The sequence below is a fragment of the Flavobacterium sp. CS20 genome (assembly GCF_018080005.1).
GTDB lineage: Bacteria > Bacteroidota > Bacteroidia > Flavobacteriales > Flavobacteriaceae > Psychroflexus.
This window is the reverse complement of record NZ_CP073015.1, coordinates 2,528,429-2,553,101: the sequence shown is the minus strand read 5'-3', so window position 1 is coordinate 2,553,101 and position 24,673 is coordinate 2,528,429. Positions and strand designations below refer to the sequence as shown.

Genomic DNA, 24,673 nt, shown 5'->3' with positions numbered 1-24,673 from the left:
CAATATGTCTCATCAAGAAAAAATATACCTTTTAGCACTTCACAGATTATCGTATATCGGTGATACAACAGCCAAAAAATTAATAGAAATTCTAGGTTCGGCTGAAGCCATTTTTAAAGAAAAGTCGCAAAACCTTCAAAAAATAAACGGACTTGGCACTAAAAGAATACAAACCATAAAAAAAGACTTAGATTTAGATGGTGCTGAAAACGAATTAAAATTTATTGAAGACAACGATATTGATTTTCTATATTTTAAAGACAAAACTTATCCCATAAATTTAAAACACTGTATAGACGGTCCACTCGTCTTATTTCAAAAAGGCAACATCGATTTGCAAAACAAACGAATCATCAGTATTGTTGGCACAAGAAATATCACTTCACACGGCATACAATTTACAGAACAATTGATTTCTGATTTGGCGGTGTTTGACCCTGTTATTGTTTCTGGTTTTGCTTATGGCACCGATATAACCGCTCAAAAAGTCGCACTACATCACAACTTACAAACCATTGGTTGTTTTGGTCATGGAATGAATCAAGTTTACCCCAAAGCACATCAAAAATACGTCCATGATATCATGAAACACGGTGGGTTTTTTACAGATTTTTGTAGTGATGATAAGTTTGACCGCAATAATTTTTTAAAACGCAACCGTATTATTGCTGGACTGAGCGAAGCCACAATCGTTATAGAAAGTCTTGCAAAAGGCGGTTCGTTGGTTACTGCCGAAATGGCAAATGGCTATAATCGCGAAGTTTTTGCATTGCCAGGTAGATACAGTGACAAAATGAGTATTGGGTGCAACAACCTCATCAAAAAACAACAAGCTATGATGCTGACCTGTCTTGCAGATTTGGCTTATATACTCAATTGGGATGTTGACCAAAAACCAAAACCAGCTCATCAAACCCAACTTTTTGTAGATTTGAATGAAGAAGAAAAAATTGTTGTTGAAAGCTTAAAATCCCTTCAAAAAACCGAAATTGACCCTTTAGCGTTGTCTTGCCAAATTCCAACATCAAAATTATCTACCATTCTTCTGAATCTTGAATTGAAAGGCTTAGTAAGACCTTTACCGGGAAAACAATTTGAGTTGATTTAAATTTTATTCACTAATTTTTAAGACCTATTTTTATAGGCTTAACATTTAAATGCTTATTTTTAAAGTAAAATTACCACTATGAGATATTTACTACTTTTACTTTTTATTTTTCATATCAACCTATCTTATTCTCAAGTTCCTGAACGTCAAATTCTTAAAGGTAAAATTAACGTTCCTGCCGATGCGGAAGCTAAAGACATCAATGTTTACAATATCAATACCAAAGAAGGGACAACATCTAATGCCTATGGCGATTTTTTAATCAAAGTGAAAAGAAAAGACCGTATTTTAATTTCATCTGTTCAGTTTCAAGATTTTGAAATTGAAATTACCAAAGAAATTATGGATGAAAAAGATATCGTCATTCAAATCAGAGAAAACGTCAATCAACTCAATGAAGTTACTGTTTCTTCAAATCTATTAAGTGGCAACTTAAATGTTGATGTCAAAAAAATCAATACCGATGAAGTTGATTTAAGCATCGACCAAAAAGAATTGGTAAGCGGTTATGATGCAGATATTACCACAGATAGTCAGATAAGAGCACAAAATGTAGCCATAGATGATGAATATTTGGATTACGGGATGGATTTTGTGCAAATTTTCAAGCGATATATTAAAAAGAGACCCAAAAAAAAGGAAAATGTTAGGGTAGAAAATGTCGATGTTGAAGTGAGAAAAATGTATGATAATGCGTTTTTTAAAGAATATTTTGATATTGAAGAAGACCAAATTAACGCCTTTATTTTTTATGCAGATGATCATGGTCTAACTCCCGAATTGCTTAAAAAAGGAAACGAAATGGATTTGATACAATTTCTATTAGATAAATCTAAAGAATTCAATAAATCATCAGTAAAAATGGATTAATGAAAGCGTTTTTAGGATTCATATTGATGATGTTTTATTTCAATTTGAGTTTCGCTCAAAACAAAACAATTAAAGGTCAATTTACAGGAAAAAATCTCGACAATTCTTTTATAAATATCATCAACTTAAATCAATACAAAGCCACAATCAGTCAAGAAGATGGTCGTTTTGAAATTCCAGCTAAAGTCGGTGATAGCATACTGATTTCATCTATTCAATACAGCGAAGTTAAATTTTTAGTCAAACCTGAATTTTTTGAAGATGAAATTGAAATTCCTTTAAGCCTTAAAGTCAATGAACTTCAAGATGTTAATCTGTATTCTTTAGGCTTAACAGGCGATTTAGCCAAAGACGCTGAAAGCATTGAAACCTACGATTTTAGTCAAACACAACTGGGGTTTCCTGCTTATATTGAATATTATACAAGAGAAGAAAGGCGTTTGGCTGGAGTTTCAGGTTCTCTTATAGGATATTTAATAAATCTGATGAATGGTAACATTAAAATGTATAAAAAACTTATTGTTTACGAACGCACCGATAATCGCAAAGAAAGACTTCATCAACTTTTTCCTGAGCGGTTTTATCATGAAGACCTTAACATTCCGAGCAATCTTATAGAAGATTTTACATATTATTGTATCGAAAATCATCCGGAAGTCATTAAATTAACTCAACAAAAAGATAAACTTTTGCTGACTGAATTACTGCCAAAATTAGCTCAAGATTATATCAAACTTAAAGAAAGCGAAAAGGATAAAACTCAAAAGATAAATGATTAAATACATCACACTAAGTCTCATTGTTTTTACTCAATTTTTTACTGCATTAAATCATAAATATTATGTGGGTTTAACTGAAATTAAATTCAACCCAGATAAAGAACGACTTGAAATTATCTCTCGTTTATTTTACAACGATTTTGAAAAGGTTTTGAAAGCTCGATATGGAAAAGACATCGTGCTTAAACCCTCAGAACAATCTAAAAATGTAGAAACTTTCATCAAAATGTATTTTGATAAAAAACTTAGTATCACAACAGATAATCAAGTACAAACAATTTCATATCTCGGTTACAAATTTGACGAAGACCGTATCAATATATATTTAAAAATCACTAACATTCAAAATTTTAAAAACATCAAAGTTCAAAATCTTTTACTTACCGATGTCTTTGAAGATCAAAAAAATATTGTGCATTGCTTTAAACTTCAACAAAAAAAAAGCGTCCTATTAACACGCTTTGATTCTGAAGCGGTGTTAAAATTTAATTAGAAACTAAATTTAGGTTAAATATATGTTTAATTTTAGCCATTAAAATACAATTAATATGATGATAAAACGCAATTTGCTTTTGCTATTAGGACTTCTCGTGAGTTTTAATTTTTATGCACAAGAACAACCCCAAAAAGAAGAAGGTCACACCAACCAAAACAAATTCAGACAACTTTACCAAGAATTTTCAACGCCAAACCAATACCGAACAGCTTCTGGTGCACCTGGTCCAGCGTATTATCAAAACACAGCCGATTATAAAATGGACATCAGGCTTGATGAAAATACCAAAGAAATATTTGGAGAAGAAACCATTACCTACACCAACAATTCACCCGATGATTTGGAATATCTCTGGGTTCAACTCGACCAAAATATCAGAAAAAAAGACAGTCCGGCTAAAGATAAAAATGGCAGTGGGTTCAACCCTGTTTTAAGACCAAGCTCAATTGTTTCAGAATATATGGACGAACCATTTGATGGCGGTTTTAATATTGAAAACGTTTCTAAAGATGGCAAGCCTTTGCCTTATAGCATTAACCAAACCATGATGAGGGTTGAAATGAGTGAAAACTTAGCACCTGGCGAAAGTTTTACCTTTGATATCAAATGGAATTATAAAATCAATAACAGATTAAAAGATGGTGGCCGTTCAGGTTATGAAAATTTTGAAGAAGAGGATAATGCCATGTTTATTATTGCTCAATTTTTTCCGAGAATGGCAGTTTACAACGACGTAGAAGGTTGGCAAAATTACCAATTTTGGGGTTCTGGCGAGTTTGCTTTGCCTTTTGGCAATTACGAAGTCAATATCACGGTTCCCGCAGACCATATTGTTGAAGCCACTGGCAAACTTCAAAATCGCAAAAAAGTATATTCTAAACAAATGATGCAACGCTACGAAAAAGCCTTGAAATCTTTTGATAAACCCGTCGTCATTGTTACTGAAGAAGAAGCCCGAGAAAACGAAAAAACTAAAACGAAAAACACCAAAACATGGACTTATAAAGCTGAAAATGTCAGAGATTTTGCTTTCACTTCTTCACGTAAATATATTCTCGATATGATGAATGTCAAAGTTGGTAGCAAAACCGCTATGGCAGTTTCAGTTTATCCCAAAGAAGGCAATCCATTGTGGGAAGAGTGGTCAACCAAAGCTGTTGCCGAAACCTTAAAAACTTACAGCAAACATACTTTTGATTACCCTTATCATAAGGCGGTTTCGGTACACGGTAAAAGTATAGGTATGGAATACCCAATGATATGTTTTAATTTTGGAAGACCAAATGAAGATGGATCTTATAGCGATGAAACCCGGTATAGAATGCTTGGCGTAATCATTCATGAAGTAGGTCATAATTTCTTTCCAATGATAGTCAATAGCGATGAGCGTCAATGGGGTTGGATGGACGAAGGGATCAATTCTTTTGTCGAATTTTTAACCGAGCAACAAATGGGAAAAGACTATCCTGAGCTTTTAAATGACAATAATGTCTATCCATCAAGACGTGGTTTCCCATTCAAAATTGTTGATTATATGAAAGGCTCTCAAGATTTTATGACCCCTATCATGTCCAATCCAGAACAAGTGTATCAGTTAGGAAACAACGCTTATGGCAAACCTGCAACAGCTCTCAATATATTAAGAGAAACCGTTATGGGACCTGAAAAATTTGACTATGCATTCAAAACATATGCCCAACGTTGGATGTTTAAACACCCAACACCTGAAGACTTTTTTAGAACTATGGAAGACGCCTCAGCGATTGATTTAGACTGGTTTTGGAGAGGTTGGTTTTATACTACAGATTATGTTGATATTGGTATTAAAGACGTAAAAACCTATAAACTTACCGATAAAATCACCAAAGAAGGTAAAGAATACTTTGCACAATTTGGTATTACTGAACCAGAAAACAATCCTAAACTCAAAGGTTTAGTCTATGTTGTCCCAGCCGATTCTGAAGAAGCTAAAGCATCTGCATCTTCTGAAGATAACTTAAAAAATTCTCAAAATCTCAAAACTTTCTTGATGGATAATTTTACTGCCGAAGAACGCCGTAATCTTAAAGAATTGCCTAAATATTTTTATGAGATCACATTCAATAAACCTGGCGGTTTGGTCATGCCAGTCATCGTTGAATACACCTATGAAGATGGCAGTAAAGAATTGAAAAAATACCCTGTTCAAGTGTGGAGAAAAAACGACAATCAAATCTCAAAAACCATCGGTAGTCAAAAGAAAATCACCAATATCCAGTTAGACCCTAATTTAGAAACCGCTGATATTGATGTGTCAAACAATTCTTAGCCAAGAGAACAAAACAAAAGCGAATTTGAAGAGTTTGAAAATCAGAAAAATTAGATTAATTAACGTGAGTTCGATTTAAATCACTCAATTAAATAAAACCGTCAAATTGAGTGATTTTTCGAAGTAAAACGCAGAAACCCAAAATTTGTTGGGCGTATCGAAACTATGCTTTATAATGAAAACAAAACTGTTGTCAATTCGTTTTTTTTAGAAACATAAATTTTTTCTAAACAACTTGTTCAACACTTTGGTCTGATAATACGTAAATGTGCTCGTCGTTTTTGGGTGTGATATTGCTATTGCCCGAAATGCTACCGTAAGCTGGCAGAATAAGCTGATTTGACTTTTGATAAAAGCATGGAAGGTTGAGTTGTTGTTTGGTTTTGCTACGCAATTTATAACCAGGATGAATGTATCCACAAATGTTGAACAATTCGTCTGTATCTTCAGGCTTGTGAGTTAAGCGAAAGTCAGAAATATCAAGCTGTTGTGCAATTTGAAAACCTAAATCTTGAAAATGCGTAACAGGGTTAAAATCTTTATTTCCAGAAATTAATACAAATTCAACAGGTTGGTGTTGTACCCAAGCTTGAAAAATAGACCAAGATTTGTTGAGTGTGGAATGGAATAAATCGCCTATAAAAACAACTTTTTGAGGTAAAAATTGGGTGATATTTTGCTCTAAATGAATATAATCTACTGCATTGGATAAATTTGGTATAGCATTAGCATGTTTTCTGAAACCCTCAATTTTGCCGAGATGTAAGTCGGCTACAATTAGCATATTTTGCTCTTTCCAAAACAGAGAACCGTATTGATGTAATATAAAATTATTTTGTAATAATTGTAACTCCAAAGTTTTACAAATTCAAAGATTTGTGCGTATTTATGATAGAAGCTTTTTGTTTAGCTTTAAGCCACTTATCACCTTTCCATTTTCGCATCAAGTTTTCTATACTCCGCATAACAATAATATTGTAAACAGCTTTACCAAGATGTTTAGGTTTGCGTGCTAAGGCTCTAAGACTTATAGAGAATCCAGGAGTTATATAATGCATATGATGCCAATAACCTTCGGGCATATATAGCGTTTCGCCTGAGGATAAGTTTGTGGTGTAGCCTTTTGCATAAGCCAAAGCAGGATAGGTTTCAAAATCAGGATTAGTAAAATCTATGTCGTCGTTGGTCACTAATGAATTTGGAACTTTATAAAGATATTTGGTTTCTGATGGTGGAAAAATTAGACATTGTTTTTCTCCTTTTAAATGAATATGTAAAATATTGGCTAAATCAATATCGTAATGCATAAACACTTTTGAGTTTTGCCCACCTATAAAGAGGAAAGGTAAATCTTTAAACAATTTTAATCCTACATCAGGCATTTTGATATGCTCTTGTAATTTTGGTCGTTCTTTGATAAGGTTAAATAAAAACAAACGTAAATCTGTGGGTTGACTTTGTAGTAAATCAATATATTCAGACATCTTCATTTTAGCCTGTGGCTCATTATACTTGAACTCTGATGTAACAGGTCTTGAATCATAAAGTGGCACTTCTAAATCTCCCGCTATGACCTTAAAATAATCAAGTGACCATAATTCTTTTGCTGGCCAATCTTCAATTAAGTTTTCAATCACTACAGGTTTTTGTGGCTTGACGTAGTGTTGAATAAAATCTTGTGCTGATATGTTTTTAACCCGTTCAACAAGTTGAGTATTGAGTTTTTGAATCATTTTCAAATTTAAAAATTAGACAATAGCTTTTTGATGTGTTTTTTAGCTTCTTCGTTACGTTCAATTTTGTGAGCTACTTGATGACAATACCCACAATCTTCTGGGCAACCACCTGTTTTGATAGACAATAATGTTGAAACTCGAATCGTATTGGGATTGTGATGTTTATGGTGAATACTCGCCACTTGGTGCATCAACTCCATTAAAGGTTTGTGATAGATGTCAAGAATTTCTGAACGCGTCCAGTTATGCTTAATCATATTAAGTTAAATTTAAAAAAAATAAAAATCAAATTTACGAAAAACAAGGCTCAAACCTAACATTTGAAGAAATATCAATTAAGTGAGCTTTCTACAACTCCACTTTATCCGTTTTCACAAACTCAGAAAGCACCTCAACTGCATAATCTATTTCTTCTTTAGTGTTGTAGTGTGACAGCGAAAATCGAAGTGAAGGTGTTTTGGCTTTTTCAGCACCGTAAATTTCATTAAGAACAAAAGAACCTTGTTGGCTTCCGCTTTGGCAAGCACTGCCTTGTGAGCAAGCTATGCCTTTTAAGTCGAGTTGAAACAATAACATGCCAGCTTTAGCTTCTGAAATTGGCAGGCTGAAGTTGATAACTGTATAAGTGCTTTGGTCTAAATCTTTGCACAAGCCATTAAACATAATTCCATCAATATGCACTTCTAACTTTTGGATAAAGTAACGTTTAAGTTCTTTTATATAAGCACTTTCAGTTTTTAAATTTTCATAAGCAAGATTAAAAGCTTTGTGCAACCCAATAATGCCTGACACATTTTCAGTACCAGCACGATGACCGCGTTCTTGCTCGCCACCTTGAATTAATGATGCCAGCCTGTGTTTCTTGTTGATATAGGCAAAACCTACACCTTTTAGCCCGTGAAATTTGTGAGCGCTAACAGCCAGAAAATCTAAAGGACAATCTTCTAAATCAATTTCAAAATGACCAATAGATTGAACAGTGTCAGAATGCAAAAGTGCATCGTGATTTTGGCACAAATCTGATACAGTTTTTAAATCTAATTTATTACCAATTTCATTATTGATGTGCATCAAACTCACTAAAGTTTTGTGTGAATCGTCAGCCAAAAGCTTTTCGAGATGATTTAAATCGACTTGTCCGTTTTGGTCTAAATTGACATATTCAACTTTAATATTGGCTTGAGCTTCTAAAAATTGAGCAGTGTTAAGCACAGCGTGATGTTCAATTCTGGAAGTGATGATGCGTTGGACGTCAAGGTCAAAAACAGCACATTTCAATACCATATTGTCGGCTTCGGTGCCACCAGATGTAAATATAATTTCGCCAGGCGTAACCCTTAAAGTTTTAGCAATATCTTTTCGGCAAGCTTCAATTTTTGACTTGGCTTTACGACCAAAGGCGTGAGTTGATGAAGGATTGCCGTAACATTCTTGCATACTTTGACTCATAGCTTCAATGACTTCATCACGCATTTGAGACGTTGTCGCACTATCAAAATATATGTTTTTCATATTTATGGCTTCTAAATTGAATTAATACTTGCAAAATTAAGGATTTTAAAACTAAAATCGTTTTAATTCATAAATTGCTAATTCTTATGCGAAAAATTATATATAATTTTAAATGTTTTAAAAACCTAAAACCTAAAGCAGAGATAACTAAAAAACTTTAAGTTTGTAAAAAAAATAAAACAATTGAAATTCAGTAAATTCAAATATCATTTTTTAATAATTATTGTTGCCATAAATTTTTTAATCTCTTGTGATGATGGCAATGTGATTGTGAGTTCATTTAATTTTGACGAAAACACTAATCTATCTCTTTGTCAACAAAATAATATTAATGTTTTATATTTTATCGACCCAGAGACCAATGAAGCCATTTCATTTCGATTTCCAAATGCAGATTTTGATGGGACGTTTACAGGACTTGAAACAACTGAAACTCTTGAAATTCCAATCAGTTCTGACAATAAGGTGGTTTATAGAAAATTGAGCTCAGGAACTAATGGGGCTGATTATTTCTGTCAGGAAATCCCACCAAGCTCACCACAAGTTAATGAAGAATTTGTGAGTACGACGGGCGGAATGGCTGTATTAGAAATAAGAATTTCTAATCAAGATGATAATGATGGTATTCCTGCAGAACTTGAAGACATTAATGGTGACGGCAATTTATTTAACGATGATTCTGATGGCGATGGCATCCCAAATTTTATAGATACTGATGATGACAATGATAATGTATTAACTGCAAGCGAAGAACTTGAAGCCCTTGATGATAATGGCAATGTGATAACCGATGAAAACGGCGATGTGGTTTATGTAGATACTGATAATGATGGCGTTCCAAACTACTTAGACAACGATGATGATGGCGACGGCGTACTTACAAAAAATGAAGATTTGAATGCTTGTGAAGATCCTGAAAATCCAGCTCTTAATCCTGATAACGACTTAAATGCTGATGGTTTAGCCAATTATCTTAACCCCAATATCACTGATAGTTTTGAAGTTAATGTGGTAAAACGCAACAGAATAACTCGCAGTTTTTTTACCCAAGTTGTTTTTACGGATATCACATTTGAAAATCTAAATACAAGTGAGAGTTTGAGTTTTACCAATTTTATTATGGGAAGATTTCAAACTTCTGCTTCACAAGATTTACCTTTTAATGATTCCGTTGTTAGTGAAGATGAGGTCAGTAATATATGTCAATAAATACATACTTCTGTAGCACCAACGCCGTAAGTTTGGTAGTCGGCATCATAAAATTCTAAGTTTTCATAGCGTCTAAACAAAGTTTGTAATTCGGCTTTTAATACGCCTTGACCAACACCGTGAATAAAAACAACATATTTAATGCGTTTATCCATAGCCCATTCGAGTTGTTGCTTGGCTTTGTTAAGCTGAATGTTTAAAATTTCAAAATTAGACAAATGTCTGGCATCGTCAATCAATTCGTGAATGTGCAAATCGATTTCTATTTTGTTTGTATGCTTTTCTTTTTTAATTGGTATTTTTCTATTGGTGTGAAGTTCTTGTTGGAGTACCTTTTTAAGGTCGTCAGTTTTAATGCTTAAACCTTTTTCGGTAATTTTAATGAGTTCGTGGGCTTGGAAAGTCAGTTCAAAATCGTCTTCAGATAAAATTTTAACTAATTGATTTTCAATTGAAATCACAACGCCTTTGATATTATCATCTATAGTTTCAACAGTATCTCCTATTTCAAAATCAGGCTTCATCATTCTTAGGCTTGTCGTCTTCTTCAGTTGAGTTTTCGTTGTCATCAGTTTTGTTGTCGCTGGTCCATTGTTGAGTTGATTTATACAGTCCAAACATTAAAATAACTAATCCTGCGATTTTAAAATATATTTCGTTGGGTTTTGCGATAAAATCATATAACAATAAACCTGCACCAATGAGAATGATTAGTGTATTAAAACTCTGTTTTGATGCATTGATATTAGGCATGTTTTTTATTACAAAGTTAAGCGAATTTATTTGGGTCAAACAAATAGTTTGTGAAGTAAGATAAATTTTTAGAAAGTTGTATCAAAACAAATATTGGAAACATCAGGCTATTCTGCCTTGAGTTTGTCTTTATAGAATTTGATGTTTTGCTCAAGGTCAGATGTTGGATATTGAATATCAGTGTAAGTTGACATTCGTTCTTCTAAAATTTTAGCAACGATATATCTCGCTGTGGGTTTATCGTTGCTAGGGATGTTATACCAAGGTGCATATGATTTTGAAGTGGAGTTGATAGCTTTTTCGTAGGCTGAAATATATTTTAGCCATAACTGCCTTTCTTCGATATCTTCTGGGGCGAATTTCCAATTTTTGTGTGGTTTATTGAGTCGTCTGAGCAATCTATTTTTTTGCTCGTCTTTTGAAATGTTCAGGAAAAATTTAAAAATGATGGTGCCGTTTTCGGCAATGATTTGTTCAAACTGATTGATTTGTCTTAGCCTTTTATTCCAAAATTCTTCATTAAGATCTTCAACTTGATTGATGTGTGGCAAATTTTCATTAAGCACAATTTTAGGATGAACTCTTGAAATCAAGACATTTTCATAATGAGAACGATTAAAAACGGCATATTTACCACGTGCAGGAAGTCGCTTGTAGTGTCGCCACAAAAAATCTTGCTGAAGCTCTAAAAGTGTCGGTTTTTTAAAACTGTAGCAATTCACACCTCTAACATTAAAATCCTTAAAGACTTCTCGGATTAAACTATCTTTTCCAGAGGTGTCCATTCCTTGAATACAAATCAAAACGCTGTATTTGCTATGAGCGTAAAGTTTGTTTTGCATTTCGCTCAAATTTCTTCGCGTTTTTTGAAGTTTTTTTTCGATTTTTGATGTTTTAGCTTCTAAATCTATACGCGTTGGAAGTTCTGACAACTTAATTTCTGGTTGAATGCTAAAGTCTTTGATGTCAATGTTTTTCATTGGTTGTTCTTTTGTGAGATAATGCCCCTGTTGCCAAAATCAACCACTTCTAAGTTTTCGATTTTAGAATGATTGATTTGAAAACGCAACATTGTTCTTTTTTGATGAAAGCCGTGTTTGCCCACTGCACCTGGATTGAGATGCAAAAGTTTGAGTTTTTTGTCTTGCATCACTTTAAGGATATGTGAATGTCCGCAAATAAATACATCAGGTGGATTGGCTTCTAATTGAGGTTTGATTCGTGGGTTGTAGTGTTTTGGATAACCACCAATATGTGTGATCCAAATTTTTAAATCGTCAATTTTAAATTGTTGATGTAAAGGAAAACACGATCGAATTTCGTGGCTATCTATATTGCCATAAACGGCTCGGAGTTTGGTGTCTTTTTCTATCGCATCAGTGACTTTAAGATCGCCAATATCACCAGCGTGCCAGACTTCATCGGCTTCTTTGACGTATTTCAGAATTTTTTCATCCATGTAGGAATGTGTGTCGCTTAACAACAAAATTTTTAAACCCATACTTATAGATAAGATTTGACTTCTTCTAATGCTTTTGGTATGCCGTCAGGATTTTTGCCACCTGCAGTTGCATAAAAGGCTTGACCACCGCCACCACCTTGAATATATTTGCCGAGTTCACGAATAATTTGTCCAGCATTGTAATTGTTTTGTTCAACTAAATTTTTAGAAATATAACAACCTAAAATAGCTTTTCCATTTTGATTAGAACCTAAAACTAAAAACAGATTATCCATTTCGCCAGCGAGTTGAAAGGCAACATCTTTTATAGCCTTGGCATCTAAATCGACTTGCTTAGCGATGAAATTAACATCATTAATCGTTTCAGCAGAACTCTTTAATTCAGATTTTATGGTTTTGGCCTTGTCTTGGAGTAATGTTTGATTTTCATTTTTAAGATTTTCTATGTCTTGAAGTAGCTTTTCAATTTGCTGAACGGGTTGTTGATTTGACCCGAGTAAATCTAATATTTTTTGAATTTCAGTATCTTTTTCTTCTAAATACTGTTTGGTCGCTTTGTTGGTAATAGCCTCAACCCGTCTTACACCAGAAGCTACAGAAGATTGACTCGTGATTTTGAAATACCATATTTCAGCTGTATTTGCAACGTGTGTGCCTCCGCAGAGTTCAATAGAATTTCCAAATTTTATAGTGCGAACTTTGTCGCCGTATTTTTCGCCAAACAAAGCCATTGCTCCTTGGGCTTTAGCTTGTTCAAAATCAGCATTGCGATTTTCTTCTAAAGCGATGTGTTCCGAAATCTGATTGTTGACTTTTTGCTCAATTGAGGAAAGCTCATCAGGGCTCAGTTTTTCGAAATGAGAGAAATCAAAACGCAAATATTTGTCATTGACTAATGAGCCTTTTTGCTCGACGTGATGGCCTAAAATTTCTCTTAAAGCGTGATGTAACAAATGCGTTGCAGAATGATTACAAGCTGAAAGAAAGCGTTTTTCAGCATTGACCTTGGCGGTAAAGCTCTGTTTTAAATTTGAGGGTAATTTTTTTGTGATATGAATGATATCACCGTGTTCTTTTTTGGTATCTAAAACGTCGATATTTTCATTGTCAAACATAAATTGTCCGCGATCGCCAACTTGTCCACCACCTTCAGGATAAAAAGGTGTTTGATCCAACACAATTTGAAAACGTTGACCTTCTTTTTTGGTTTTAAAACTGCGGTATTTTAAAATTTTTGAAGTAGTTTTTAAGTTATCATAACCTACAAATTCATTTCCTTTATTATTTTCAACAACCGTCCAATCATCCGTTTGACTTTCAGAAGCCGATTGAGAGCGTTTTTTTTGTCGCTCTAAAGCCGATTTGAATTCGTTTTCGTCGTAATCAAAACCTTTTTCATTTAAAATCAAAGCTGTTAAATCGATAGGAAAACCATATGTATCAAACAGTTCAAAGGCTTTTTGACCTGAAATGATTTTAGATTGACTTTCTTTAATGATATCTTCAAGGCGTTTTAAACCTTGAGATAAAGTGTTGAGGAAGCTTTGCTCTTCTTCTTTAATGACGCGTTGGCAAAGTGTTTTTTGCTTGGTTAATTCTGGATAGTCTTTTCCGAGTTGTTGATTTAAAACTTCAACCAATTCAAACATAAACGGTTTACTTATGTTTAAAAATGTGTAAGCATAACGCACGGCTCGCCTGAGAATACGTCTGACTACATAACCTGCACCATTGCTTGAGGGCAATTGTCCGTCGGCAATACAAAATGTCACGGCTCGGATATGGTCAGCAATGACTCTTATGGCAATGTCTGTCTCTTTATTTGTGCCGTAATTGTGATTAGATATTTTTTCTATAATTTTAATAATAGGCTGAAAAATATCAGTGTCGTAGTTAGATGTTTTATTTTGAAGCACACGACATAAACGTTCAAACCCCATACCTGTATCGACGTGTCGTTGAGGTAAATTTTCTAAAGAACCGTTGGCTTTTCTGTTGAACTGGATAAAGACAAGATTCCAAATTTCAATGACTTCAGGATGGTCTTTATTGATTAAGCTTTTAGCAGGAATCGCTTTTTTATCGGCTTCTGACCTTAAGTCGATATGAATTTCAGACGAGGGTCCACACGGTCCTTGTTCGCCCATTTCCCAGAAATTGTCTTTTTTATTACCGAGAACAATTTGATTGTCACTAACAATGGTTTTCCATATATCAAAAGCCTCTTGATCTTTTTCTAATCCGTCTTTTTGGTAACCTTCAAAAACAGTAACGTATAAGTTTTCGGCATCAATTTTATAGACTTTAGTCAAAAGCTCCCAAGCCCATTCAATGGCTTCTTTTTTAAAGTAATCGCCAAAGCTCCAATTGCCCAACATCTCAAACATAGTGTGGTGATAATGGTCTTTGCCAACTTCTTCAAGGTCGTTGTGCTTACCTGAAACTCTCAAGCATTTTTGAGTGTTATAAACTCTGGAATACTCAATGTTTTCAGTTCCTAAAAAAATAGACTTAAACTGATTCATTCCAGCGTTGGTGAACATCAAAGTCGGATCGTCTTTAAGAACGATTGGTGCAGAAGCCACAAAATTGTGATTTTTATGTTTAAAAAAGTCGAAAAACTTGGCTTTGATTTCTTTTGAATTCATAGGCAATATGGCTTAACCCGAATAAGTATTGAATTTTATTATATTTGCAATGTTTAATAGCGGTTACGCAAAAGTAATATAAATTTAAGAATGCGAAAGGTAAAATATTATTACGATACGGAAACACTTTCATACCGTAAGATAGAACGTAAAAAAGGTAAAACCTTTGGACTGACGCTTTTGTTTGTTCTTGGGACTTTAGTGTCCAGTATATTATTGTTGATTGTATATCTGAATATTCCTGGAATAGAAACCCCAAAAGAGAAAGCTTATAAGCATGAGCTTGAACAAATGAAATTTCAATATGAAATGATGAATAGAGAAATGGAGGAAATTACAAGTGTTTTAGAAAATATAGAAGAACGAGACAATAAAATTTATCGGGTATATTTTGAAGCCGATCCAATTTCTGAAGAACAACGAAAATCGGGTTTTGGTGGAGTAAATCGATATAAAGATCTTGAGCGGTATAAGAATTCAGAAATTATTATTAAAACTAAAAAGCGTTTAGACCAACTTAAAAAGCGAGTTGTGGTTCAGTCAAAATCTTTAGATGAAATTGTTGAATATGCATTAAACAAAGAAGAACTCTTAGCTTCAATACCAGCTATTCAACCTGTTAAAAATGAAGATTTGAACCGTTTAGCTTCTGGTTATGGGATGAGAATGCACCCGATTTATAAAATCAGAAAAATGCATACGGGAATGGATTTTTCAGCACCAGAAGGCACGCCAATTTTTGCAACAGGAAATGCAAGAGTAAAAGAGATTAAAATATCAAGAAGAGGTTATGGTAAACACTTAATTTTAGACCATGGGTTTAATTATGAAACGCTATACGGGCATATGAGTAAAATTATTGTACATAGAGTCCAACGGGTTAAACGTGGTGAAATTATAGGATATGTTGGTGATACAGGGTCTTCTACTGCTCCGCATTTACATTATGAAGTGTTGAAAAATGGTCATCATGTTAACCCTATTTATTTTTATTACAACGATTTATCAGCTGAAGATTATGAAGCTATGATGAATAATTCTGCATTAGAAAATCAATCTTTAGATTAATGAAAGTTGACCTACCACAAAAACTGTATTACAATATAGGTGAAGTTGCCAAAGCCTTTGGTGTCAATACGTCTTTGATTCGATTTTGGGAAAAAGAATTTGATGTCATCAAGCCCAAGAAAAATGCTAAAGGCAATAGGAAATTCACCCCAAAGGATATTAAATATTTTGAATTGATTTATCATTTGGTCAAAGAGCGTGGCTTTACTTTAGATGGGGCAAAGCAACATCTTAAAACACACAAAGGCAATTCATTAGGCAACTATGATTTAATCAGAAAATTAAAGCATATCAAATCTGAATTAGAAGCTTTGAAATCTAAGTTGTAATACTTTTATATTATTTTGTTCAAAACGAAAAGTATTCTTATATTTGCAGTCCGTAATTAGAAAAATATATCGCGGGGTAGAGTAGCATACTTCGACAAGCTCAGCATAAAGTTCGCTCGTCGGGCTCATATCCGCCTGAGGCGGACGCTGGTTCGAGATGAGATTGGAAAAAGTACTAAAAAGTTTTAAAAATATATCGCGGGGTAGAGCAAGATACTTCGACAAGCTCAGCATAAAGTCCGCTCGTCGGGCTCATATCCGCCTGAGGCGGACGCTGGTTCGAGATGAGATTGGAAAAAGTACTAAAAAGTTTTAAAAATATATCGCGGGGTAGAGCAGATACTTCGACAAGCTCAGCATAAAGTCCGCTCGTCGGGCTCATATCCGCCTAAGGCGGACGCTGGTTCGAGATGAGATTGGAAAAAGTACTAAAAAGTTTTAAAAATATATCGCGGGGTAGAGCAAGATACTTCGACAAGCTCAGCATAAAGTTCGCTCGTCGGGCTCATATCCGCCTGAGGCGGACGCTGGTTCGAGATGAGATTGGAAAAAGTACTAAAAAGTTTTAAAAATATATCGCGGGGTAGAGTAGCATACTTCGACAAGCTCAGCATAAAGTCCGCTCGTCGGGCTCATATCCGCCTGAGGCGGACGCTGGTTCGAGATGAGATTGGAAAAAGTACTAAAAAGTTTTAAAAATATATCGCGGGGTAGAGCAAGATACTTCGACAAGCTCAGCATAAAGTTCGCTCGTCGGGCTCATATCCGCCTGAGGCGGACGCTGGTTCGAGATGAGATTGGAAAAAGCTAAAAAGTTTTAAAAATATATCGCGGGGTAGAGTAGCATACTTCGACAAGCTCAGCATAAAGTCCGCTCGTCGGGCTCATATCCGCCTGAGGCGGACGCTGGTTCGAGATGAGATTGGAAAAAGCTACTAAAAAGTTTTAAAAATATATCGCGGGGTAGAGCAGAGGTAGCTCGTCGGGCTCATAACCCGAAGGTCGCTGGTTCGAGTCCAGTCCCCGCTACTAAATCAGCTTCACAGAAATGTGAAGCTTTTTTTGATTTAGGTTCATTATGGAATACGCCGTTTATGTATTAAAATCTTTGTCATATCCTAAGCATTATGTTGGTTACACCTCTAACCTGATTTCGAGATTTAAATCTCATAATGCGTTAGGAAAGAAAGGCTATACGATAAGATATAGACCTTGGGTTGTAATTCATGTAGAATTTTATAATTCCAAAAATGAAGCTATGTCACGAGAAAAGTTTTTAAAAAGCGGAAAAGGACGCAAATGGATGAAAAACAATATTCATGATTATTAGCTTGTCGGGCTCATATCCGCCTGAGGCGGACGCTGGTTCGAGTCCAGTCCCCGTTACTAGCAAAGACAAGGGTTTCAAGAAATTGAGACCCTTTTTTTATGGACTGGGTACAACATAGGTACAACATTTTTACTTTTTCCTGTTTTCGACAATTTAAAATCTTAAATTTCATAACTTGCTCAAAGCGTATTGGTTACGATATTTTTGACTTCATTTTGGGTGTCCCAGGGTGTCTTTTTAGTAAATTTGCACTGTGTTTGTTCGCAAAAAGAAAAATAAAAGCGGTGTAATTAGCGTCCAAGTCATTGACAAAAGTAGTGGCAAGTATCGCTTATTAAAGACCATTGGCAGCAGTGCTACTAAAATTGAAGTTGACCATCTATATGAACAAGGTAAACAATGGATAAAAAATTATACGGGAGCACAAGAATTAGATTTTAACGATTATAGACAGCACACAGAACTTGTTCTTCAAGGACTTGAAGAAATATCTGTTTATATCCGGAACTGCTTTTAGGAAAGCTTTTTAATCAGATTGGGTTCAATCAAATTAATCATGATTTATTTAAGCAATTGGTTCTTGCTAGACTTTGCTACCCTTCTAGTAAGCTTAAGACATCAGATTATCTTTTTAAGTACCAACATAAAGCTATTGATGTTCAAGTTGTTTACCGATACATGGATAAGCTTCATAAACAACACAAATCCCAAATACAAGAAATTAGTTATAATCATACCTTGAAAATACTAGATGGAACAATAAATGTAGTATTCTATGATGTTACCACTATTTATTTTGAAATTGATAACGAAGATGAATTACGCAAAACAGGCTTCTCTAAAGAAGGCAAACATCAAAATCCGCAAATTATGCTAGGGTTATTAGTTAGCAAAGATGGTTACCCATTGGCTTACGATATTTTTGAAGGCAATAAATTTGAAGGACACACCATGCTACCAGTCATTGATAGTTTTAAGAAAAAATACGGATTAGATCAATTAGTCATCATCGCTGACTCTGGGCTACTTTCTTCTAAAAACATAGAAGAACTTCAAAGCAAAAGTTATGAATTTATTCTTGGAGCTAGAATTAAAAATGAGAAGTCCTTTATAAAAGAAAAAATATTAGCTTTAAAACTTAAAAATGGAGAGAGTGCAGTTGTAGAAAAAGGTAATTTGAGACTTATCATAAGCTATTCCGATTCAAGAGCCAAGAAAGATAAGCACAATAGAGAAAAGGGATTAAAGAGACTGGAAAAGAAAATTAGATCAGGAAAACTAACCAAGTCAAGTATCAATAACAGAGGTTACAATAAATATCTAAAACTTGATGGAGAGCTAAAAGTTTCAATAGACAAAACAAAATTTGAAACAGATGCAAAATGGGATGGTCTAAAAGGCTATATAACTAATGCTAAATTGAATAAAAATGAAATTTTAGAGAATTATAGTCATTTATGGAAGATTGAAAAGGCTTTCAGAATAGCTAAGACAGACTTGAAAATAATACCAATCTATCATAGAGTTCAGCGTAGGATTGAAGCTCACATTTGCATAGCTTTTGCAAGATATAAAATACACAAGGAACTAGAAAGGCAACTCAATGAAAAGAAATCTTCATTAAGTCCTGAGAAGGCTATCAACATAGCAAAAACAATTTATGCGGTAAAAATAAAACATCCAATAACAAAAGAGATAACTTATCTAACTCACATCAAAAGTGAAGAGCAGAAAAAAATTGCAAATCTATTCGATTTTTGATTTGGGTGTCCCAGCGACGAAAACAGGAAAAAGAAGTTTCCAAACGCAGGGCAGATGTTTTCTTTCGTTTGAAACAAGGCGAGTTTATAACTTTTGCTGATGGCAAGGATAAAAGAGTTCAATTTAAACTACAAGTGATTAAAAGGGAAATACCATATCCTCATCAACATTTTACAACCGATGAATTAAAGCTCAATTTTGAACGGATTTATAGAGAGGCAAAATCTATATTTAAGGTCAACTAAATTAGTTAATGAAGAACAACCGTAGTTTTTGCACAACCTGTGCATCGATTAATTTGTATCTTTGTCAAACTTTATGAAAATATTGTTTTCCATATCAATGTCAATTTTATTCTTTTTTCAGGGAATTAGCATAGATATGGACTTTTGTGGACCAATTAAAGAAATTTCAAGTATTATTACCCATTATCAAGACCATAAAGTTTATGGAGACTCTTTCCTTGAATACGTAGTCGAAGATTACATTGACAATGATGCAAAAAATGAAGGGCATCATAATAACCCAGATAAGGAGAATACACCAGTTCATTCCCATAATCAATGTTGTCACCCTTTAGTGTTAATGATTGCGAACAACAATTCGGCTTTAACCAATCGACTAAAGTTTGAAGATAAAAAACAGTTTAACTTACATAAAGTAAACTTCACTTCCAGATATCTGGAATCGCTTTTCCAACCCCCTAAAGTATAATTCAGTTTTTTTAAGGATAGCTATATCCTAACGTGATGCTTCTCAAGATAGGCATTGCTATATAAATGCGTTGCACTTATTCGTAACGTAAGTTTTAAACTGAATTAATACATTTTCTATGATTAACAAAATCATTTCATTTTCCATTAATAATAAATTTATTATTGGGCTACTTACCTTAGCGCTTATAGGAATGGGTATTTGGTCCATGTCCACCGTAAACCTGGGATCGGTACCAGATATTACTAACAATCAGGTTCAGGTGATCACCCAGTCACCAAATCTTGCCACTGAAGATATTGAACAGTTTGTAACCTATCCCGTTGAACTTTCGATGGGTAATTTACCTGGGGTTACGGAAATACGATCTGTTTCCCGATTTGGTCTTTCCGTGGTTACAATTGTTTTTGAGGACGATATGGGCATTTACAAACCCCGTCAACTGGTTCAGGAAAAACTAAACGAAGTCAGGGACCAAATACCTGAAAAATTTGGAAGTCCCGCTATGGACCCATTACTACAAAGCTTGAAGTAGATTTATCAATATACGATAAAGCCACAAAAAGAGTATGACACTGTTTATTCCCCTACGGAATTGCGTACCATCCAGGATTGGATCGTAAAGCGTCAAATGACCCTCGTCGAAGGTGTAGTAGAGGTAAATTCATTTGGGGGCTCTATAAAACAATATGAAATTGCCATTAATCCCGAAAAACTGAATGCGTTAAACGTTTCTATTTCCCAAGTCTTCGATGCCCTGCAAAAAAATAATGTGAATACGGGCGGTGCATATATAGAAAAAAATAATATGGTCAATTTTATCCGTGGTGAGGGTTTAATCAGGTCACTAGATGATATAAAATCTATTGTTATCAAGAATGAAAATGGAGTGCCTGTAACAATTGGAGATGCAGCTGAAGAGGTCCAGTTTGGTAGCCAGGTACGCTATGGTGCTTTTACCCAGGATGGCCGTGAAGCTGTTGGCGGTATGGTGCTCATGTTGAAAGGTGCAAATCCTAATAAAGTAATTGCAAATGTTCAGGATCGTATGGAGACGGTAGAACAATCTTTGCCTGAAGGTTTATCAATAGAACCCTTCCTTGACAGAAGTGTTTTAATTGAAAGAACTACGAGTACTGTGACCCAGAATCTTCTGGAAGGTGCTTTAATCGTGATTTTTGCCCTGGTGATACTATTAGGTAGCTTAAGAGGTGGACTTATAACCGCTACGACCATTCCTTTATCACTTCTTTTTGCTTTTATATTAATGAAGCAATTTAATGTCTGGTACAATCTAATGAGTTTGGGAGCTATTGACTTTGGAATTATTATAGACGGTGCTGTGATCATCATTGAGGGTACGGTATATGAAATACAAAAACGGATGCGTTCCGGCAAAACAAAATTTAATAAGGCTAAAATGGATGAAGTAGCCTATGATGCCGGAAGTACGATGATGGGTTCTACTCTTTTTGGACAAATTATCATTCTTATCGTATTTGCGCCCATTCTTTTTCTTACGGGGGTAGAAGGGAAAATGTTTCGGCCAATGGCATTTACTTTTGGTTTTGCTATGATAGGTGCTATTTTCTTATGCCTTACCTATGTCCCTATGATGTCTGCTTTATTTATGAAACCAATTCAGAATAAAAAGAACTGGTTTGGAAAGTTTGAACGCTGGCTGGAAAAAGTTAGTGATAAAATTATTGGAGGGATTCAAAAAGGATACATGCCTTTATTAAAAGGAGCTTTAAGATTGAAGTTTATAGTATTGGGGTCTGCGGTTGTCTTACTTATAGTAGCCGGTTTTATCTTTTCCAGAATGGGAGGGGAATTTGTCCCTCAACTTGATGAAGGGGATATCGCCATGCAGGCTTTAATAAGACCTGGAAGTGGGTTGAGTGAAACAATCGATGTTTCCACAAAAATAGAAGATATCCTTCTTGAGAATTTCCCGGAAGTAGAAACCGCCGTAGCGAGGATTGGGGTTGCCGATATCCCTACTGATCCAATGCCTATGGATATTGCCGATATGTTTATTGTATTAGAGAAGGATATGGATAATTGGACTTCGGCAAGTTCTAAAGAGGAATTGATAGAAAAGATCAAAGAGAAACTTAATGAAGAACTTACGGGAGTCAACCTGGTTTTTAGCCAGCCTGTAGAGCTTCGTTTTAATGAACTGCTTACCGGGGTCAGGGAAGATGTTGCGGTAAAATTATATGGCGAAGATTTAGACCTTCTTGCTGAAAAAGCTGATAAAATGGCTGAAATAATACAGACTATACCGGGCGTAGGAGATGTGAACCCTGAACGAACATCTGGTCTTCCACAAATGACGGTGCGGTTTAATCGTAAAAAAATTGCGCAATATGGATTGGACATTGAAAAGATTAACGATTATATAAGTGCGACTTTTGCCGGAGGAACGGCCGGAGTGATCTTTGAAGGGGAAAAGCGGTTTGATATGGTAATACGTTTTGATGAGGCGCACCGCCAAAGCATTGATGATTTACGTACCCTCTATATAGATCTGCCGGATGGAACCCAGGTTCCGATTAAGGAAGTAGCTGATATTAGTTATATCCCGGGCCCTATGCAAATTTCCAGGGATAACACCTTTAGAAGAACCTATGTGGGAGTTAATGCCCGCGGGAGGGATGTGGAATCTGTGGTAAATGACATCCAGCAAAAATTGGATGAAGAGTTAGATTTACCTCCAGGATATTACATTACTTATGGTGGGGAGTTTGAAAACCTTCAAAGAGCAAAAGGGCGTTTACAAATAGTAGTGCCCATCGCTCTATTTCTGATATTCGTGCTTCTGTACTTTGCACTCCAATCTTTTTCCCAATCAATTATGATCTATATAGCCATTCCACTGGCGGCTATTGGAGGAATATTTGCTCTTTGGTTAAGAGATATGCCGTTTAGTATTTCAGCTGGTGTAGGCTTCATTGTATTGTTTGGGGTTGCCGTTTTAAACGGGCTGGTGCTTATTAACAGGTTTAATTCCTTAAAAGAAGAAGGGGTAACCAAGATAAAAGATAGAATTTTTACAGGAACCAAAGAACGAATACGTCCCATTATGTTAACAGCAACAACAGATATTTTTGGATTTCTGCCGATGGCTTTTTCATCGTCAGCAGGAGCTGAAATATAACGACCCCTTGCTACGGTTGTTATTGGTGGCATGCTTACAGCTACCTTACTTACGCTGGTTGTTCTTCCTGTCCTTTATACATTTGTAGAGAAGAGACGAGAGAAAAAGGAACAGAACAAGCTTGGTTCTTCCAATTCACGATCTTTAGCCACAATTTTGATAATTGGCTTGATGTTAGGCGGAACCTTTTCCGTAAATGCACAATCTGATGAAATGTCATCGGAAAATCCAATACAGGATTCTTTACAAACTATTAGTTTGGAAGAGGCTAAAGAAATGGCAATCCAAAACTTTCCACAATTAAAAGTCGCCCAACTTGAAATTGAAAGTGAGGAAGTATTGCGTAAAACCGCCTATGATTTTGGGAATACCCAAATCTTTACAGGAAAAGAAGAGGTAGGAAATGGCTCTGATGGGATCTATACCCAAATTGGTGTTCAACAACAAGGCATAGATGTTTTTGGAATAGCTCCCCGTTTGAAATTACAGAAAGAAAGGGTAGCCCTTGCTGAAAATGCTTTAGAACTAAATACCTTAGAAGTGGAACGTGAAGTAAGCAGGGCCTGGGCTTCAGTTTATACAAGTAAAAAGAGGTATCGGGTATATAAGAAAATGGATTCAATTTTTGAAGACATTGAAAGAGCAAAACGAATCAGGTATGAAACAGAAGCTACCTCTAAACTGGAGTATCTTGCTACTTCAAATCAGGGGAATGAGGTTAAAATACAGCTGGAACAATCGTACCGAGATTACCTGAAATCAATACAGCGTTTAAACCTATGGTTCGTTAGTGACACAATCTATGATGTACCAGATTTGCCTGTTGAAACTTTAGACGAACCTTTAAACTTTCTGGTAGAGTCGCTTGAAAATCATCCGTTGCTGCAGGTTTCGGAACAAAGGATAGATGTTGCCAAAGCGGTTACCAGAGAACGAAAATCTGAATTTTTGCCCAAATTTCAGGGTCAGTACGGTAGGCAGGAAATAGCCGGGCAATCGGGTTTCTTCCAATATCAAATAGGAATTCAAATTCCGCTGTTTTTTAAATGGAATTATACATACAGGAAGCACAAGTAAATAGACAGATTGCAGAGCAAAACTTTTATCAGGATAAAATCGAACTGGAAACCGCCTATAAAAATATGCGTGAAGACTACATCAAATGGAGAAACTCATGGAATTATTATAGGGATGAAGCACTTCCGCTGGCCAAAGAGCAACAAGGTGGATCAGTGCTTACCTTTAAGGAAGGCGCTATCGATTATGTGACATTTCTCCAAAATATAAGAGATGCCATTAGAATCGAGGTAAATGCCTGGAGTGCTTTTAACGATTATCTCGACAGCCGCTACCAACTGGAATATTACCTTAAGAATTCAAATTAAAAATTAAAAATTAAAATAAGAAAATCGATATGAATACAAGAT

The 24,673-nt window shown here is 35.1% G+C and carries 21 protein-coding genes, 1 tRNA gene and 2 pseudogenes; 15 read left to right on the top strand and 9 right to left on the bottom strand.

Annotated features, from left to right (window positions below; all coding sequences use genetic code 11):
- Positions 1 to 4 precede the first annotated feature (4 nt).
- From dprA to IGB25_RS12125, 5 genes are all read left to right on the top strand, one after another.
- Positions 5 to 1,108, top strand: a complete 1,104-nt coding sequence (dprA, locus tag IGB25_RS12145) for a DNA-processing protein DprA (RefSeq protein WP_211065227.1) — start codon at positions 5 to 7, stop codon at positions 1,106 to 1,108.
- 78 nt (positions 1,109 to 1,186) lie between these two features.
- Entirely contained in the window at positions 1,187 to 1,978 is a 792-nt protein-coding gene (locus IGB25_RS12140) for a carboxypeptidase-like regulatory domain-containing protein (protein ID WP_211065226.1), read from the top strand.
- Positions 1,978 to 2,757, top strand: a complete 780-nt coding sequence (locus tag IGB25_RS12135; protein ID WP_211065225.1) for a hypothetical protein — start codon at positions 1,978 to 1,980, stop codon at positions 2,755 to 2,757. The genes IGB25_RS12140 and IGB25_RS12135 overlap by 1 nt, the downstream gene beginning before the upstream one ends.
- Positions 2,750 to 3,250 carry a DUF6702 family protein gene (locus IGB25_RS12130; protein WP_211065224.1) on the top strand — a complete coding sequence of 167 codons (501 nt, stop codon included), beginning with the start codon at positions 2,750 to 2,752 and terminating at the stop codon, positions 3,248 to 3,250. The genes IGB25_RS12135 and IGB25_RS12130 overlap by 8 nt, the downstream gene beginning before the upstream one ends.
- Positions 3,251 to 3,308: 58 nt before the next feature.
- Positions 3,309 to 5,561 (top strand): M1 family metallopeptidase, encoded by a 2,253-nt coding sequence (locus IGB25_RS12125; RefSeq protein WP_211066915.1) that lies wholly within the window; start codon positions 3,309 to 3,311, stop codon positions 5,559 to 5,561.
- Positions 5,562 to 5,787: 226 nt separating this feature from the next.
- Here IGB25_RS12125 and pdeM read toward each other — a convergent pair whose 3' ends face one another.
- From pdeM to IGB25_RS12105, 4 genes and pseudogenes are all read right to left on the bottom strand, one after another.
- The gene (gene pdeM, locus IGB25_RS12120) at positions 5,788 to 6,417 is read right to left on the bottom strand and encodes a ligase-associated DNA damage response endonuclease PdeM (protein WP_211065223.1); all 630 of its coding nucleotides are present in this window, start codon (positions 6,415 to 6,417) and stop codon (positions 5,788 to 5,790) included.
- A 4-nt stretch (positions 6,418 to 6,421) separates the two neighbouring features.
- Positions 6,422 to 7,294, bottom strand: a complete 873-nt coding sequence (locus IGB25_RS12115) for a cupin-like domain-containing protein (RefSeq protein ID WP_211065222.1) — start codon at positions 7,292 to 7,294, stop codon at positions 6,422 to 6,424.
- A gap of 71 nt (positions 7,295 to 7,365) precedes the next feature.
- Positions 7,366 to 7,554 (bottom strand): annotated as a pseudogene (locus IGB25_RS12110) (biotin synthase); the annotation flags it as partial.
- A gap of 91 nt (positions 7,555 to 7,645) precedes the next feature.
- Positions 7,646 to 8,809, bottom strand: a complete 1,164-nt coding sequence (locus IGB25_RS12105; protein WP_211065221.1) for a cysteine desulfurase family protein — start codon at positions 8,807 to 8,809, stop codon at positions 7,646 to 7,648.
- A gap of 183 nt (positions 8,810 to 8,992) precedes the next feature.
- Between IGB25_RS12105 and IGB25_RS12100 the strand changes: the two genes are divergently transcribed.
- Positions 8,993 to 10,018 (top strand): hypothetical protein, encoded by a 1,026-nt coding sequence (locus tag IGB25_RS12100; RefSeq protein ID WP_211065220.1) that lies wholly within the window; start codon positions 8,993 to 8,995, stop codon positions 10,016 to 10,018.
- Here IGB25_RS12100 and IGB25_RS12095 read toward each other — a convergent pair.
- The 5 genes from IGB25_RS12095 to alaS form a co-directional block, all read right to left on the bottom strand.
- Complete coding sequence (locus IGB25_RS12095; protein ID WP_247653511.1) at positions 10,012 to 10,542, bottom strand: Smr/MutS family protein; 531 nt, start codon at positions 10,540 to 10,542, stop codon at positions 10,012 to 10,014. The genes IGB25_RS12100 and IGB25_RS12095 overlap by 7 nt on opposite strands.
- Positions 10,532 to 10,771, bottom strand: coding sequence for a hypothetical protein (locus IGB25_RS12090; protein ID WP_211065218.1), 240 nt, complete (start codon positions 10,769 to 10,771; stop codon positions 10,532 to 10,534). Before IGB25_RS12090 ends, IGB25_RS12095 begins: the two co-directional genes overlap by 11 nt.
- Positions 10,772 to 10,878: 107 nt before the next feature.
- On the bottom strand, positions 10,879 to 11,751 hold the full coding sequence (locus IGB25_RS12085) for a PPK2 family polyphosphate kinase (protein ID WP_211065217.1): 873 nt from the start codon (positions 11,749 to 11,751) through the stop codon (positions 10,879 to 10,881).
- Positions 11,748 to 12,272, bottom strand: coding sequence for a metallophosphoesterase (locus IGB25_RS12080; protein ID WP_211065216.1), 525 nt, complete (start codon positions 12,270 to 12,272; stop codon positions 11,748 to 11,750). Before IGB25_RS12080 ends, IGB25_RS12085 begins: the two co-directional genes overlap by 4 nt.
- 2 nt (positions 12,273 to 12,274) lie before the next feature.
- Positions 12,275 to 14,881 carry an alanine--tRNA ligase gene (alaS, locus tag IGB25_RS12075; protein ID WP_211065215.1) on the bottom strand — a complete coding sequence of 869 codons (2,607 nt, stop codon included), beginning with the start codon at positions 14,879 to 14,881 and terminating at the stop codon, positions 12,275 to 12,277.
- Positions 14,882 to 14,971: 90 nt separating this feature from the next.
- Between alaS and IGB25_RS12070 the strand changes: the two genes are divergently transcribed.
- From IGB25_RS12070 to IGB25_RS12030, 9 genes and pseudogenes are all read left to right on the top strand, one after another.
- Positions 14,972 to 15,949 carry a M23 family metallopeptidase gene (locus IGB25_RS12070; RefSeq protein WP_211065214.1) on the top strand — a complete coding sequence of 326 codons (978 nt, stop codon included), beginning with the start codon at positions 14,972 to 14,974 and terminating at the stop codon, positions 15,947 to 15,949.
- Complete coding sequence (locus tag IGB25_RS12065; RefSeq protein WP_211065213.1) at positions 15,949 to 16,278, top strand: MerR family transcriptional regulator; 330 nt, start codon at positions 15,949 to 15,951, stop codon at positions 16,276 to 16,278. Before IGB25_RS12070 ends, IGB25_RS12065 begins: the two co-directional genes overlap by 1 nt.
- Before the next feature lie 957 nt (positions 16,279 to 17,235).
- A tRNA-Met gene (locus IGB25_RS12060) sits at positions 17,236 to 17,307 on the top strand.
- A gap of 49 nt (positions 17,308 to 17,356) precedes the next feature.
- A complete protein-coding gene (locus IGB25_RS12055; protein WP_247653510.1) occupies positions 17,357 to 17,608 on the top strand; it encodes a GIY-YIG nuclease family protein in 252 nt (83 codons plus the stop codon).
- 253 nt (positions 17,609 to 17,861) lie between these two features.
- Positions 17,862 to 18,125, top strand: coding sequence for a hypothetical protein (locus IGB25_RS12050; RefSeq protein ID WP_211065212.1), 264 nt, complete (start codon positions 17,862 to 17,864; stop codon positions 18,123 to 18,125).
- Entirely contained in the window at positions 18,098 to 19,369 is a 1,272-nt protein-coding gene (locus tag IGB25_RS12045; RefSeq protein ID WP_371815989.1) for an IS1634 family transposase, read from the top strand. Before IGB25_RS12050 ends, IGB25_RS12045 begins: the two co-directional genes overlap by 28 nt.
- Complete coding sequence (locus IGB25_RS12040) at positions 19,366 to 19,614, top strand: hypothetical protein (RefSeq protein WP_211065210.1); 249 nt, start codon at positions 19,366 to 19,368, stop codon at positions 19,612 to 19,614. Before IGB25_RS12045 ends, IGB25_RS12040 begins: the two co-directional genes overlap by 4 nt.
- Before the next feature lie 73 nt (positions 19,615 to 19,687).
- Positions 19,688 to 20,083: a hypothetical protein gene (locus IGB25_RS12035; protein WP_247653508.1), complete on the top strand. Its 396-nt coding sequence runs from the start codon at positions 19,688 to 19,690 to the stop codon at positions 20,081 to 20,083.
- A gap of 118 nt (positions 20,084 to 20,201) precedes the next feature.
- Positions 20,202 to 24,631: pseudogene (locus IGB25_RS12030) on the top strand (CusA/CzcA family heavy metal efflux RND transporter).
- Positions 24,632 to 24,673 lie beyond the last annotated feature (42 nt).

What these genes read in the sequence shown, in the direction of transcription:
- IGB25_RS12095 (WP_247653511.1), bottom strand. Translation starts at nt 10,542, where the DNA reads ATGAAGCCTGATTTTGAAATAGGAGATACTGTTGAAACTATAGATGAT.
- IGB25_RS12080 (WP_211065216.1), bottom strand. Translation starts at nt 12,272, where the DNA reads ATGGGTTTAAAAATTTTGTTGTTAAGCGACACACATTCCTACATGGAT.
- IGB25_RS12135 (WP_211065225.1), top strand. Translation starts at nt 1,978, where the DNA reads ATGAAAGCGTTTTTAGGATTCATATTGATGATGTTTTATTTCAATTTG.
- IGB25_RS12085 (WP_211065217.1), bottom strand. Translation starts at nt 11,751, where the DNA reads ATGAAAAACATTGACATCAAAGACTTTAGCATTCAACCAGAAATTAAG.
- IGB25_RS12090 (WP_211065218.1), bottom strand. Translation starts at nt 10,771, where the DNA reads ATGCCTAATATCAATGCATCAAAACAGAGTTTTAATACACTAATCATT.
- dprA (WP_211065227.1), top strand. Translation starts at nt 5, where the DNA reads ATGTCTCATCAAGAAAAAATATACCTTTTAGCACTTCACAGATTATCG.
- IGB25_RS12065 (WP_211065213.1), top strand. Translation starts at nt 15,949, where the DNA reads ATGAAAGTTGACCTACCACAAAAACTGTATTACAATATAGGTGAAGTT.
- IGB25_RS12130 (WP_211065224.1), top strand. Translation starts at nt 2,750, where the DNA reads ATGATTAAATACATCACACTAAGTCTCATTGTTTTTACTCAATTTTTT.
- IGB25_RS12105 (WP_211065221.1), bottom strand. Translation starts at nt 8,809, where the DNA reads ATGAAAAACATATATTTTGATAGTGCGACAACGTCTCAAATGCGTGAT.
- IGB25_RS12115 (WP_211065222.1), bottom strand. Translation starts at nt 7,294, where the DNA reads ATGATTCAAAAACTCAATACTCAACTTGTTGAACGGGTTAAAAACATA.
- alaS (WP_211065215.1), bottom strand. Translation starts at nt 14,881, where the DNA reads ATGAATTCAAAAGAAATCAAAGCCAAGTTTTTCGACTTTTTTAAACAT.
- IGB25_RS12035 (WP_247653508.1), top strand. Translation starts at nt 19,688, where the DNA reads ATGAAAATATTGTTTTCCATATCAATGTCAATTTTATTCTTTTTTCAG.
- IGB25_RS12070 (WP_211065214.1), top strand. Translation starts at nt 14,972, where the DNA reads ATGCGAAAGGTAAAATATTATTACGATACGGAAACACTTTCATACCGT.
- IGB25_RS12140 (WP_211065226.1), top strand. Translation starts at nt 1,187, where the DNA reads ATGAGATATTTACTACTTTTACTTTTTATTTTTCATATCAACCTATCT.
- IGB25_RS12125 (WP_211066915.1), top strand. Translation starts at nt 3,309, where the DNA reads ATGATAAAACGCAATTTGCTTTTGCTATTAGGACTTCTCGTGAGTTTT.
- IGB25_RS12055 (WP_247653510.1), top strand. Translation starts at nt 17,357, where the DNA reads ATGGAATACGCCGTTTATGTATTAAAATCTTTGTCATATCCTAAGCAT.